We start from the raw sequence: 13,282 nt of genomic DNA on the forward strand, positions 1-13,282 counted from the left end.
ATCATCGGATCGCCGGTTCAGGCTCGGATAGGTCTTCTGTGCGCAGCAGTGCGGTGATGCGTCCTGCGATAGCGTCGATGCTGGGTGCACTGGTCAGTTCCAGGACCGGAATCACACATCCGAGCCGGCTTCTGATGAGAGCGGCGAATTCCGAAGCCATGAGCGATTCGACGCCCAGTTGGTCGAGTTTGCGGGTCGTATCGATCTGCTCCGGGGTCGAATTCATGACTTTGGCCAGCAAGTCGAGGAGGATGCCGTCCACGTGCGAGCGCGCCTGCTCAGGTGAGAGGCTCGACAGGTCGTCTATGACATCGGTACGTGAGCGCGACCGGACCTCATCGATGAGGTGCGCGGTGCGTGGCGCGCGCAGCGACGGTCTATTCAATGATAGTTCCGGCCACGGGGTGTTGGAAACACAGACGACGCCGATGTGGGGGTCTGCTAGCACCTCGATCGTCGCTTGGATGACCTGGGCGACCTGCAGTCCGCCGAGTCCGATGCGGGCGAGTTGGTCGGCGAGCTTGGTTCGTTCGACGAAACCGGCGTCGACAACGGGTCCCAGCTGGATGGCCTGGCCTGGCAGGCCTGCCGCCCGCCGACTCCGGACGAGGGCCTCCATGGCGATATTGGCTCCGACATAGGGGGCCTGTAAGGAATTGCCGACCAGCGCGGCCACCGAAGAGTAAACCAGGAAGAATTCGAGATCGAGGGAACGGGTCAGCTCATCGAGTATCGCGGAGGCTTGCAGCTTGGGGGCGAGAACGGCTCGCAGCCGATCGGTGGACAGCTCTGCGAGAGGCGCGTCATCCAAGACCATCGCAGCATGGATGAGCCCGCCGAGCGGATATCCGCTGTGTTCGATGTCTTCGATCAGGGTGGTCATTGCCTGGAGGTCTGTGGTGTCGGCGGTGTGGATTCGAACCTCGACACCGCGTCCGGTGAGTTCGTCGCGAACCGATGCAGCTTCGGGTGCGTGTTTTCCGCGTCTGCTGACCAGGCGGATATGGCGTGCGCCGTGGTCGGCGAGAGCGATCGCCGAGCGGGCGCCGATTCCGCTCAACCCGCCTGTGATCAAGTAGGTTCGGTCACCGCGGAGCTTGAGTGAGCGTTGTGCGGGGTGGATGGTGGGTGCCTCGTCGAGGCTGATGACGACTTTGCCGATATGGCGTGAGTGTTGCAGGAGTTTGAAGCCGCTGGTGACTTCTCGTGCGGGGAGCAGATGGTAGGGCAGGGGACGGTAGCGTCCGGCGTTGATGCCATCCGACAGCAGGGTGCGGAGCCGTTCGGTCACGGCGGGGGATTCGAGTGCGGCGTGGAGCTCGACGCTGGCGAAGGTGATGTTGTGCTTGAACGCGACCAGTGGTATCGGGTTGTCGGCGAGGATGTCTCGCTTGCCGATCTCGATGAAGCGGCCGTGTGGTTTGAGCAGTTCGAGGCTGCGGACCAGGCTTTCGCCGGCGAGCGAGTTGAGTACCACATCGACTCCCGCACCGTTGGTGCAGGCCCGCACATCATGGTCGAACGTGTTTCCGCGGGAGTCGAATACGTGCTCAATGCCGAGCGCGTGGAGCATGTCGCGCTTGGCGGGTGTGCCGGCTGTCGCGATGACGGTTGCCCCGAGGTGGTCTGCGACCTGCAGTGCGGCGAGTCCGACTCCGCCGGCCGCGCCGTGGATCAGAACTGTTTCTCCTGAGGAGAGTCGGGCGATGTGTTGAAGGCTTTGCAACACGGTGAGGAACACGACCGGGATGGTCGCTGCCGCGTGGAATGTCATTCCGTCGGGTAGCGGGATCGCGCGCTCGGCGAACGCGAGTGTGTGGGAGGCGAGGCTGTTGTCGGCGGGGGCCATGACGCGGTCACCGATGTCGAATCCGCTGACGTCCGGCCCTATCTCGGCGATGATGCCCGCGCACTCCACTCCCAGCGGGATCGGCCCGCCGGCGGGGTTACGGGGTGCGAACGGTGGGACGTGGCCCATGACGGTCATCACGTCGGCGTAGTTGAGCGCTGCGGCGCGCACCTCGATGAGTAGTTCGCCGGCTCCGGGGCGCGGGCGCGCGCATTCCCGCCAGGCCAATTCGTAGTTCGGGCCGAAGGTTTGCCCGGCGAGAACATAGGCGGCTCCGTCCCCTGGCTTTGTTGCGCGCGGCAGCGTCGCCACTCTGGAGACGAAACGACCGCCCTGGGTAATGACTATTTCGTCTTCTTCCGAACCGTTGATCAACAGCTCGCACAGTGACTCCAGCGCGGTTGCGTCGGTGTCGGAATGCACCAAGCCGACACGGCGCACCGCGATCTCGGGACGCTCGTTGGCCAGGGTCCGCGCCGCGCCCCACAGGGCGGCCGCGGGCCCGGCAACCGGTGGCACGGCAACCGGCTCTTGGTGTCGGGTGTGGACCACGATCCATAGTGTCGGGCGTTCGGATTGTGAGCTGTCGAGCGCGGAGGCGGCCTCGTGCAGGCGGGTGCAGTATTGGGCAGCTGTTTGCGCCAGGTCCGATAGTGGCACCGGGGCGTCACCGTCGACGACGAGCACGAGGTCACTCCACTCGGCGCCCGATTGCTCGCTACTCGGGAATTCGTCAGTGCCCGTTAGACGGTGGATGGCGCGCGGAAGCCGGGTTTCGAGGCTATCGGCAATAGCCGAGCCGAAGTCGTTGGAGGGTGCGCCGGGCTTACCGGCGCGGGCGAGCAGCCACCGTCGAGTTTCACCGGTATCAGCGATGGTTCGCGCACCATCGCCCTCGGGATGCACCGCTGTGGCCTGCGGCGCTCGGGTGGCGACCATCACGGTGAAGTCGCTGCGGGCGGGTTCTTCGCTGTCGCCGTAGTGGACGATGTCGCGGTAGCCGCAGTCGGTGAGTACTTGCGTCCATTGCGGACGGCTGAGCAGCGGGCCATTCGTGCGCAGGTCGGTGTCCTGGAAGCCCCAGAGCGAGGTGAGCCACCCGAAGATGGGGATCAGCATGATAGGACTGGTTTCCTCAAGCACCAGAACCTGGCCACCCTCGGCCAGCAGCCACGCGATTCGCTCCAAGCTCGCCCGGATGTCACTGGTCGCGTGCAGGACATCGAAAGCTACGACGAGGTCGAATGATTGCGCTGTCAGGCCTTGGTCGGCCGGATCGGAATTCAGGTCCAGGGTCTGGTAGTGGATGAAGTCGACATCCTTGAATCGGTTTTTCGCGGTGGAGAAGAAGCCTTGCGAGAGGTCGGTGTACCAGTAGACGGTCTGCTCAGCGGGGAGCTCTGCCAGCAGAGCCGCGGTGACGGCGCCGGTTCCGGCGCCCACCTCGAGGATGCGCAGTGGCCGGTCGGCCGGCCAGCCCGCCACCGCGCGCCGGACCAAGGCCCGGGCATGATCGAACTGGTAGTCGACGTAGGAGCATTCGTAGGTAACGGGCCCGAGAGGTTCCGGGCTTGTCACGATCAGCTCGGTGGCGTCCACCGTTCCGCGCAGCAGTCCTGGCAATTGGGAGCCGAGCGTCCTGAATGCTTGCAAGACCGGTGCGTCACCGGGAACATCGCCGAGGGCGGCGGCGAAAACCGCTGACAGTTGCGGGCTTTCGCGCGATTGCCATCCAGAATCCGGACTTCGAGACAGCGTGCCGTGCTCGACGGCGACGGCCAGCAGAATCTCGAGGGCGCGCAGGTGATGGTCGAGGATACCGAGGGCGCGCAGGTCGGCCAGGGTGAACGTCGCCGCGCCCGGCAGCAGCTCTGCCACAGCAGCGGCAGCGAGGTGTGCTGTCAGCCTTGTCAAATGGGGTCGAAGCCGCAGATAGCGGGTGCGTGAGGCCGCTACCAATTCCCGTACCGCCGGGGCCGCTTCGGTGCTGGGTCGGGCCAACTCGGTAGGCCGTATCGGCCCATCGGGCAGTAGGTCCGGCCGGAACTTTTCGGTCAGGCGCGCCACGGTGTCGACAGCGCCGTCGAAGCGCCGGACCACCAAGCCCTGTACTTGCAGGCAGACACGCCCGCTGGAATCGGCCACGGCGAGGTTCATCGTGGCTTCGAGCCCGTGCAGCGACAGTCCCCAAGCGTGGATGTATCCGGAATCGGGTACCGGACGCCATGACCGCACGGTCTCGATGCTGAGCGGCAGATAGGCCACCGTGTCTTCGATGGCCCGGGCCACCAGGACGACCGCCACCTGAAAGGCGCCATCGAGAACGGTGGGGTGAACCTGGTGGCCGCCTGCGGCGGAAAGCCCGGCCCGGAACTGGGCCAACGTCTCGTCGTTTCCTGCCCGGATGTCCTCGAGAGGCTGGAAGTCGGGACCGTAGGAGAGTCCGATCCGCTCGCAGAATTCGTAGTGCCGGCTGGTGGGTATGCGATCAGGTGACCGTTGCAGCAGCCGGGGGAGATCCAGCTGCGGTGTGTCCTGGTCGGTCAGCGACCGCACACGACACGCCACATGCGCTGTCCAGGTCCTCTGATCGCCGGTCCGGCTCGCGATCGTCAACCGGCCGTCTCGGTCCGAAATCCGTGTGCTCAGCAGCACGATGCCCGCCGATTCCTCGCCGGGCAAGGTCAGTGGCGATTCGATGGTGAAGGTTTTGATTTCGGCGGGGGTGCCCCATTTCTCGCGTGTGGCGGACAGGGCGATGTCGACGAACGCCGCGGCGGGCATGACGGCGGCTCCAGCGACACGGTGCTGGTCCAGCCATTCCAGTCCCGGCGCATCCATCGATTGCCGCCACAGCGCATCCGCCGCCGCTAAACGTTTGCCCAACAATGGATTTCCGACCGCCAGGCCCGCTACGTCCGAGGCGCCGTCGGTCGACCACCAATCCGCGGAACCGTGCCAATGCTCGGTTCGCTGCCATGGATAAGCGGGCAGATCGCAAACTCGGTGCTCGTGTTCGGCGGCGAAGTAGTGCCCCATGTCGACTCGGCCGTCGCCGGCGAGAACTTCGGCGATGGTGGCATCCAAGGAGGCAGCCTCGGCACTGTCGCGTCGCATGCTCGCAATGACAGAAACCGGTCCGAGGTCGGCACAGGTCTGGCGTAGATAGCTGCTCAATACGGGGTGCGGGCCGATCTCGACCAGAAAGGTGCAACCGCTGTCTCGGAACATCCGCGTCGTCGCTTCGGAGAACTGGACGGGCTCACGCATGTTGCGCCACCAGTATTCGGCGTCGAGCCGCGCGCCGGCGAGTGCGGTACCGGTGACCGTGGAGTAGAACGCGTTGCTCGGGTCTGTCGGTCCGATGTCGGACAACTCGCTGATGAAGCTATCTCGAAGGCTGTCCATTGCCGGAGAATGAAACGCATACGCTAGGTCCAGGTCGCGGAAGAATATGCCTCGCTCGGTAAGGGTTTCGCCCCATCGGGTGAGGATCTTCTCCGCGCCGGCCACGGTGACACTGGTGGGGGAGTTCGTGGCGGTGATGTGGAGGTTTCCCGCGTACGGGGGCGCCTCCAATTCCTGTGTGGCTTCGGCGATGCCCAGTCCGACCGCGGCCATGCGTCCGGCTCCGATCGTTGTGCCTTGCAGTCGGCTGCGGGTGTAGGTGATCCGACATGCCGTGACCAGATCCAGAGCGCCGGCGCAGTACGCGGCGGCTACTTCTCCCACGCTGTGGCCGCAGACAGCGGTGGCGCGCAGGCCGCGTGCAGCCAGAGCGGCCACCAATGCGACTTGGACTGCGAACAGAAGTGGCTGCGCGACTTCGGTTTTCGTCCAGCGTTCCGGATCCGGGCGGGTCAGCTCCGAGCGGATCGACCAGCCCAGCAACGGCCGCATAGTCTCATCGATCCGATCGATTTCGGCGGCGAAGACATCGTCTTGCGCGAGGAGTGCGGCGCCCATGCCGGGCCAGGGGGAGCCGTTGCCAGCGAAAACGAATCCGATGTTCCCGGCAGTCGCACCGACTGCGGATGCGGCTGCTGGCGCGGGGTCACCGCCGGAAAGAAGGCGAAGCTGGGATGCAGCCTGGCTTCCGTTGTGGGCGAGGACGACGTGGCGATGAGAGTGACGTGCCCGGCGCCATGAGGTATGGGCGGCGTCGGCGAATCCGTGATCAGTCGTGTCGAGGAGATGGTCGGCCATTCGTTGAGCGGCGGTGTGCAGCGCTTGTGCCGAGCGGGCGGTGACCAGCACCGGCTTGGGCGAACTGCGGTGACCATTGGTAATTGGGTTTGCCGACAGCGTCGGGGGCGAGGCCAGAACGACGTGGGCATTGGCGCCACCGAACCCGAAGGAGTTAACTCCCACGACATGTCGATCGCTCTCGGGTAGTCGACATTCTTCGGTGACGGGTCTGAGCCCAAGACCGGTGAAATTGATGCCTTCGCTCGGGGGTAGCGAGTGCAACGTTGCCGGGATCCGGCGTTCACGCAAGACCAGCAGCGCTTTACACATCCCGGCGACACCGGCCGCGGACTCGAGATGGCCCAGGTTCGACTTCACTGATCCGATCGGCAGCGGCTCGCCCGTACGTGTCCGGCCGATAACCTCACCGAGCGCGGCGCACTCGACCGGGTCGCCGGCTTTGGTTCCGGTTCCGTGTGCTTCCACGTAGGCGACCTCCTCGGGTTCCACCTCTGCGGCGGCGTAGGCAAGGCGCAGCATCTCGGCTTGGCCTTGCTCACCGGGCATCGCCAATCCCGCGGTGTGCCCGTCACAGGTCACGGCACTGCCCAGAATCACGCCGTGAATACGATCGCCCTCGACCAGTGCGGCAGTCAGGGGTTTCAGTACGAACATTCCCACCCCCTCGGCCCGGACGAACCCATCGGCCAGAGCGGAGAAGGGATGACAGCGTCCGGTCGGTGAGAGCATCGATGCCTGCGAAGCCGCCACGAAGGTCATAGGCCCGATCAGGAGGTTGACACCGCCGGCGAGAGCGAGACGAGATCGCCCGGATCGCAGCACTTCGCACGCCTCATGGATGGCGGTCAAACTTGACGAGCATGCTGTGTCGAGAGCCATCGACGGGCCACGGAGATCGAAAAAGTAGGACAAGCGGTTCGCAGAATTATTCAAGGCACCGCCAGCGAGATTGAAGGCGTTCGATGTCCGCGGATGGCGGAACTGGAGATCGCCGTAGTCGCGATTGGAGATCCCTACATACACCGCGGTATCGCTTCCGGTCAGCGTCGTGGGATCGATGGCGGCGTCGTCGAATGCCTCGGCTGCGCATTCGAGTAGCAGCCGGTGCTGGGGATCGACACGTGATGCTTCTTTGGGTGACAGTCCGAAATATTCTGCGTCGAAGTTCGAGATATCATCCAGGAATCCGCCGGATACGGTGTAGGTCTTTCCTGGTCGGATGTCTCCGGCGCTGAAGAACTCAGCGTGATCGAACCGGTCCGGGGGAGCCGTGGTCACGAGGTCTCGGCCTTGTGACAGGGCTAACCAGAGGTCGTCGAGATTCGCGATCCCACCGGGCAGGCGACATCCGACACCGACGACCGCGATGGCCTGATTCGGGTATTCAGGCGGCTCGCTGGATTTCGCTACCACAACTGCTCCTTCTGCGGGTATTCCTAGCTGCTTCACCGGTCGAGGTTGTGAGTCGAGGTGTGTGGCCCGTGCGCGGCAAAGACGAATCCGTGCGCATAGCGACGAAGGATTGTGCGGCTATGTCCGACGGCATTGAACAGCTATGCGGGCCGATATCCCCACACGGCGATCAAGGCCCCCGCGATGTCCACGAAATCGGGATCAGTAAATCGGCGCAGGGGTGCCTCGACGATCGCGGCCAGCTCGGGGTCCGGTTCGGTGAGCGAAGCACTCACCTGAAGAAATGACGCTCGAATAAAATCCTCGGTGGCCGACCCGTTGCCGACGATCAGTGGCAGCACTTGCATGTCGATCGACTCGTATCCGCTGCGGTGTAGCAAGCCCGGAAGGTGTCGCGCCCAGCGGAGATCGGTACCAATGCTGCGGTCGAAGGCGACCTGCACAGCGCCTACGGCGGCGGCCAGTTCGGGATTCGGTGCAGATTCTCCGATGCTGATGTCGCTGTCCTCGATACACAAAACGCCCCCGGGCTTGAGCCAGTGCCAGGCTCGGGTGAGGATAGCGTCGCGCTGGGGGATGTGACCTAAAACGGCACGAGCATGAATCACGTCGAATGTGTTGTCGGGGAATCCCTCGGTGCGGATGTCGTGAGTAATAGCCCGCACCCCAGGGTGCTCGGTAAGGTAACGAATATCCAAGTCCGTCGCAACCACAGTGTTGCCGTCATCGCGTCCTGCTATCCATTCGGCTATCGTTCCCGTACCCGCGCCAATCTCCAGGAAGTCGATAGGGGTGTGAGTTATCGCCGCATTCAAACATCGTGTGCTGAACGAGTCTACAGCGCGTTCCAGCGCTCGCAGCCTGATTAGTTCGTCGCCCTCATGCCTGAGCATACTCACGCCATATTCCTGGCTATCGCTTCGGGGGCCGATCCCAGTTGTCAATATGATCATCTCCCCTCGTATCCGCCGGCTGATCCGCAGTAGAAGCGGTGGTTTCAGTTTAACCAGAGAGGTAGCGACGAAAACCTCGTTGGGTCAAAAGTTTAGATGGAACCAGTCGGTTTCTATTGCTGAATGTTGCCTCTCATTGGCAAGATGAAACTTATCGACACCAACCGGTCTGCAGGTTATCGAGGCATCAACTTAGAATTGGTCGCGGTGGCTACCGCAATTTCGGGTATTTTCTGCGATCGCCTTCGGGTCATATCCGGTGGTTGGCTCGATAATCTCATCTCAGTGGAACTCGCATGCCTGATCTAGGTGCGAAATCGGTAAAATACTGGCAACGCCGATATGTCGTTTTCATTTGCAAGAACGTTGGTCAGAGTGACCCAGAATCGAACGCTCGAGCAACGGTTCTGGCTTCCCTGAAGTAAGTGATCGTGCTGCGTTAGCGGCCTGGGCCACGGCTCCACTCTGTGAAAGACGCTCCTGCCGACAGGGCTGGGGGACGCCGAGGCGGTTCGCGATTTTGATATCGGGGCGGTCATCCAGACCGTCCAGGCAGGGGCCGGCTGGTTGGCGTTCTTCCGTGATCTGGTCGTGCGGGGTTTGTCCGGGGTCGAGTTGGTGATCTCGGATGCGCACGCGGGGCTGGTCGCCGCGATTGGGGCGACGTTGCCGGGAGCGTCATGGCAGCGGTGTCGCACCGGGCTTGTGGAACCCGGCAGCCAGCCCGCTGCGCGGCCAGTCTGCCGCTCCCACATGCGGAAAATTACGATCGAAACACCAATACGAAGCCGCTCAGGCCAGAACGTCAGCCCTGCGAAAGATCGAGGCTAGAGGTACTTTGCCGATGTTTCGACGGTGCACAACCTATGTTCAAAAGCGGGTCACTCTAACGGAGGCAGTTTCCGATGGCGCTCAGGAGCGAATGGGGATACCGACCGAAGCGAGTATTAGCGTGGGCTTTCGAACTGGACATCGTTCTCTGGTGTACCGGTAGTAAGACGAGCAGACCGACGAGTTGCGTCTATTCAGGCGACGCCGACGCAAGCGTGGCCAGGAACTTAGCACTGGCATGGTAAGCCTGAATTATGTGGGCGTCGGCTCGCGCCAGCGACGCGGACAGATCCACGCCTACTATCCGGCCGATGAGGCGGGGGGTCGCAGTCGGAGCTTGGCGGCCCAGTGGCAGGCAATGAACTATGCTGGATGATGTTGTGGCCGAGGATGTTTCGGCGTGGCGTGCGGGTTTCGATGAGGTGTTCGCGCGGGTGGCGGGGGTGTTATATCGCGCTGAGCCGCGCCGATGGGCGCGGTCATATCTCGACGGGGCTACTGGCGCCGGTGGAGCGGAAGAACAGTTGGCAGTTGTCCGAGGCCGGGGGTGAGGTGGGTCCGGCCCGGTTGCAGCATTTCCTGAATAGGTCCCGGTGGGACGCTGATGAACTGCGCGATTGTCTGCGTTCGTACGTCGGCGAGGCACTGGCTTGTCCGGATGGCGTCCTGGTCCCGGATGAGACCGGCTTCTTGAAGAAGGGAACGAAGTCGGCAGGTGTGCAACGCCAGTACTCGGGAACGGCTGGACGTGTGGAGAATTCTCAGCTCGGAGTCTTCCTGGCCTACGCCGGGCGCTCGGGTCGGGCGCTGATCGATAGAGAGCTCTACCTGCCCGAGTCCTGGATCGGCGACCGTGACCGTTGTGCCGAAGCGGGAATTCCTGAAAGCCGTTGCGGTCAAGGGGTTATCACGAAACCACGGTCGGCCGAAGCGATGATCGCCCGCGCCTTGGACGCCGGCGTAGTCGCTGGATGGGTAGCTGCGGATTCCGCCTACGGGCGAGACGGGAAGTTCCGTGCCTTCTGCGAGGCACGCCGCCTGTCCTATGTGGTCGAGGTCCCCGTCAAACAGACCGTGGCTGATCTCGATGGACGCCGACGTGTCGACACACTCATCGGCCGCGCTCCCGCCCAAGCGTGGCATCGGGTCTCGTGCGGTCCCGGAGTCCGCGGTGAACGCGAATACGACTTCGCAGGGGCGACCCTGCCCTCCTTCGGTGACCTTCGGGCCGGATATGTGCGGACCCTGCTCGCGCGCCGCAGTCTCGACGATCCCGCCGATATCGCCTACTACCTGTGTTTTCACCCCGGCACCGTCACCCGAGAACAGATCGTCACCGTCGCTGGAGCCCGGTGGGCCGTCGAGGAGTGTTCTCAAGCTGCCAAGGACCAATGCGGCCTGGACCACTACCAAGTCCGCAAATGGGACCCCTGGTATCGGCACATCACTCTGGCCATGCTCGCCCACGCCTTCCTCGCCGTCACCGCAGCCACCGACCCAAAAGCCCACGCGGGCTGGGTCCGATCACAGTCGCCGACATCCGCCGTCTCCTGGCGATAGCGCTCCACCCCGCCCGCGAACTGACGCACGCTCTGGCCGCCTGCCGCTGGCGCCGACACCACCAAGCCCACGCCCGCCAACTCCGATATCGACGAAACGATTATGAAACAACAAAATACAAGTGTCGCGCTAGTTCTGCGAGCAATATCCAATCTCTGCCCCCGCAGCGTTAAAGGCATGGTGGAGGCTCTCTGCGCGGGCCTGCATCTGCTGCTCGATCCACCGACCGATGTCTACCCGGTGTCGGCCCCCGTGCAGGATGCGCCGGTAGCGGGCGGACGCCACAGGCTTCGAGAACGCTGACACGCCAATCGAGTTCTTCGTTCGGCCCCACTGCGTTTGACCGGAACTTGACATTGTCGTTTCCGAAACGCGGGCATGCACTGAGGTCACGGTGCTGTAGATGTACCCGGCATGGCCGGTTGCTGCCGCTCCGAGCTGTTGCGCTGGGCGGTATTACGGGCGCATGCGGCGCGACCACAATGCGCCGATGGCGGCCCCGAGAGTGAGAAGGACGAGCTTATTCGAGCCGAGCCGGCTACTGTCGGTTTCGTGTTGTATACCCTTGAGCAGTCCGACGCGAACGGTGAAATCACGTTCCGTTAGGTCGCTGGAGAGTTTCCGCATGTGTTCGAGCGCTACCTCGCTTCCGAGCATCAGATCGAGCGCTATGCGCGCCGCCTGCTTTTCTGAATAGAAGCCCGTGAGGATGTCGATGACTATGTCGGTCAGGGCTTCCTCGAATACGTCGATTACGGACAGCTCAGGAGCGATGTACCGCACGGACCCCTCGACATTGGCGAATGATTTTCCGAGCAGCGATATGTGGGGTTGGGTGTAGATTCCGCGTTTAGTCGAGTTGGCGAGCAGTGTGCTGAGAGTGACTCCGAAATTCAGTTCTTCAAGAGAGGCGGAGACGATCCGGGGGACGAGCATGGATAGGTCGCTGTAGAACCCTCTCGTGTCGGCCCAGGGTGTCGCGTGCCCCATTTCAATCCAAGCGCGGGCTGTGCCTCGTGCATCGTTCTGGGAGACGCTCAGCAAGATGAGGATCAGCATGGTGGCGACATGTTTGTCGATTCGGCCAACCATTCCCCAGTCGATCAGTGAGGCTTTTTCGCCCGGGTGAACAAAGATGTTGCCCGGATGCGGGTCGGCGTGGAAGTAGTTGTCGACGAAATAGCTTCGATACATGAAGGTCAGGAGGTCTTTGCCGATATTCTTGCGTTCTTTTTTCGAGAAGTCGTCGCGGTTGGCGTCCGCGATCGACATGCCAGGCGCGAGGGTCTGGACCATCATTCGGGTGCTGGCATCGACGACTTCCGGCACGCTCAGGTGCTTGAATTTGCGCAACGCTTTCCTGGCCTCGTCCATGTTCTGGGCTTCCATGGTGAAGTCCAGTTCGGCTTCCATCGCGTTGAAGACCACGTGGAGCATTGCGTCGAGATCGACGACGGCGTTGAAACGGGGGGCGCATCGGCCGGCAAGCTTGGCGACGTGGCGCAGGGTCTTCATGTCGTTCAGGACCATCGGCCGGATGCCGGGTCGCTGGATCTTCACGACTCCTGGCAAGCCGTTCTGCATCGTGACCCGGTAGACCTGTGCTAGTGAGGCGGAACCTATGGGTTCGGTGTCGATGTCGCGGAAGTATTGGCGCCAAGGAGCTCCCAGCTCCTGTTCGAGGACGTGCTCGAACCCGGCAAAGGGTGCCGCGACAACTTGGTCATGGAGCTTCGACAGCTCCGTTGTAGTTGCCGCGGACACCATATCCGGACGGGTGGACAAGATCTGGCCGATCTTGATGTAGAAGGGGCCGAGCCCTTCGAATGCCTTTCGTAACTTCTGTGCACGCAACTGGGTCGATGAAAAGGCGGGATCGGCTCCATCGAGATGAAGTGCCGTCGATACACCGCTGGAGGTCTCGGCATCTTGGTGCTCGGCGAGGTTGTCACCGATAAGGCAACTGACCACGGTTGCCCAGAGCCGCGCGCGGCTGCCCGCCGGGTTCTCTGCTGCGGTTTGCTGATCGACCAGGCGGGTTGTCGGCCGCCTCAGATGTAAGGAGCACAAAAGGTCACCCTGCGCTAGTGTCCCGTCACCTGCAATTCACGTTGTCGGGACTGCTCGGACGATCTGGGCGTCGAATGATCAGTACTTCCAGCTCTTTTTCTTTCCTGTCCTTCGGATGGCTCTGCGCATACTGCGTTCGATGTCGCTGGTACTGTCGAAGATGTCGTCGCCGGTTTTCTGGGCATCCTTGAGCATTCGGCCCAGAACCTTGGACAAGCCCCGGCGCTTCTTGCCCGTCTTGCGCTTGCGCTTCGGTCGGCCAGATTTTCTGGATTCATCGACCACCTGGACGAGTGCCGTCAGAACACCGGCTTCGAGTTGTGAAATCCTGTTTTCCAAGTCGGTAATCGAACTTTGTTTTTCGGCGACGGCAGTTTGCTGTTCCGGCATGGTGTGA

The 13,282-nt window shown here is 62.7% G+C and carries 5 protein-coding genes and 2 pseudogenes; 3 read left to right on the forward strand and 4 right to left on the reverse strand.

Annotated elements, in window-relative coordinates:
• Position 1: 1 nt before the first annotated feature.
• Both IBX22_RS35620 and IBX22_RS35625 read right to left on the reverse strand, forming a co-directional pair.
• Positions 2-7,507, reverse strand: a complete 7,506-nt coding sequence (locus tag IBX22_RS35620) for an SDR family NAD(P)-dependent oxidoreductase (RefSeq protein WP_309234925.1) — start codon at positions 7,505-7,507, stop codon at positions 2-4.
• 104 nt (positions 7,508-7,611) lie between these two features.
• Positions 7,612-8,364 carry a trans-aconitate 2-methyltransferase gene (locus tag IBX22_RS35625; protein ID WP_228540159.1) on the reverse strand — a complete coding sequence of 251 codons (753 nt, stop codon included), beginning with the start codon at positions 8,362-8,364 and terminating at the stop codon, positions 7,612-7,614.
• A 537-nt stretch (positions 8,365-8,901) separates the two neighbouring features.
• Here IBX22_RS35625 and IBX22_RS38650 point away from each other — a divergent pair.
• The 3 genes and pseudogenes from IBX22_RS38650 to IBX22_RS38100 form a co-directional block, all read left to right on the forward strand.
• Positions 8,902-9,123 (forward strand): annotated as a pseudogene (locus tag IBX22_RS38650) (transposase); the annotation flags it as partial.
• Between the two features lie 497 nt (positions 9,124-9,620).
• Positions 9,621-10,815, forward strand: a pseudogene (locus IBX22_RS35635) (IS701 family transposase).
• 177 nt (positions 10,816-10,992) lie between these two features.
• Positions 10,993-11,118 carry a hypothetical protein gene (locus IBX22_RS38100; RefSeq protein ID WP_255526584.1) on the forward strand — a complete coding sequence of 42 codons (126 nt, stop codon included), beginning with the start codon at positions 10,993-10,995 and terminating at the stop codon, positions 11,116-11,118.
• A gap of 153 nt (positions 11,119-11,271) precedes the next feature.
• Here the strand turns inward: IBX22_RS38100 and IBX22_RS35640 are convergent, their stop codons facing one another.
• Both IBX22_RS35640 and IBX22_RS35645 read right to left on the reverse strand, forming a co-directional pair.
• Positions 11,272-12,885 carry an AarF/ABC1/UbiB kinase family protein gene (locus IBX22_RS35640; RefSeq protein WP_194820232.1) on the reverse strand — a complete coding sequence of 538 codons (1,614 nt, stop codon included), beginning with the start codon at positions 12,883-12,885 and terminating at the stop codon, positions 11,272-11,274.
• A gap of 78 nt (positions 12,886-12,963) precedes the next feature.
• Complete coding sequence (locus tag IBX22_RS35645; RefSeq protein WP_194820233.1) at positions 12,964-13,275, reverse strand: hypothetical protein; 312 nt, start codon at positions 13,273-13,275, stop codon at positions 12,964-12,966.
• Between the last annotated feature and the right edge of the window lie 7 nt (positions 13,276-13,282).

The sequence above is a fragment of the Nocardia sp. XZ_19_385 genome, from assembly GCF_015355755.1.
Lineage (GTDB): Bacteria > Actinomycetota > Actinomycetes > Mycobacteriales > Mycobacteriaceae > Nocardia.

Bases quoted from the DNA above. Each gene is read 5' to 3' on its own strand.
- IBX22_RS35645 (WP_194820233.1), bottom strand. From the start codon at position 13,275: ATGCCGGAACAGCAAACTGCCGTCGCCGAAAAACAAAGTTCGATTACC.
- IBX22_RS35625 (WP_228540159.1), bottom strand. From the start codon at position 8,364: ATGCTCAGGCATGAGGGCGACGAACTAATCAGGCTGCGAGCGCTGGAA.
- IBX22_RS38100 (WP_255526584.1), top strand. From the start codon at position 10,993: ATGGTGGAGGCTCTCTGCGCGGGCCTGCATCTGCTGCTCGATCCACCG.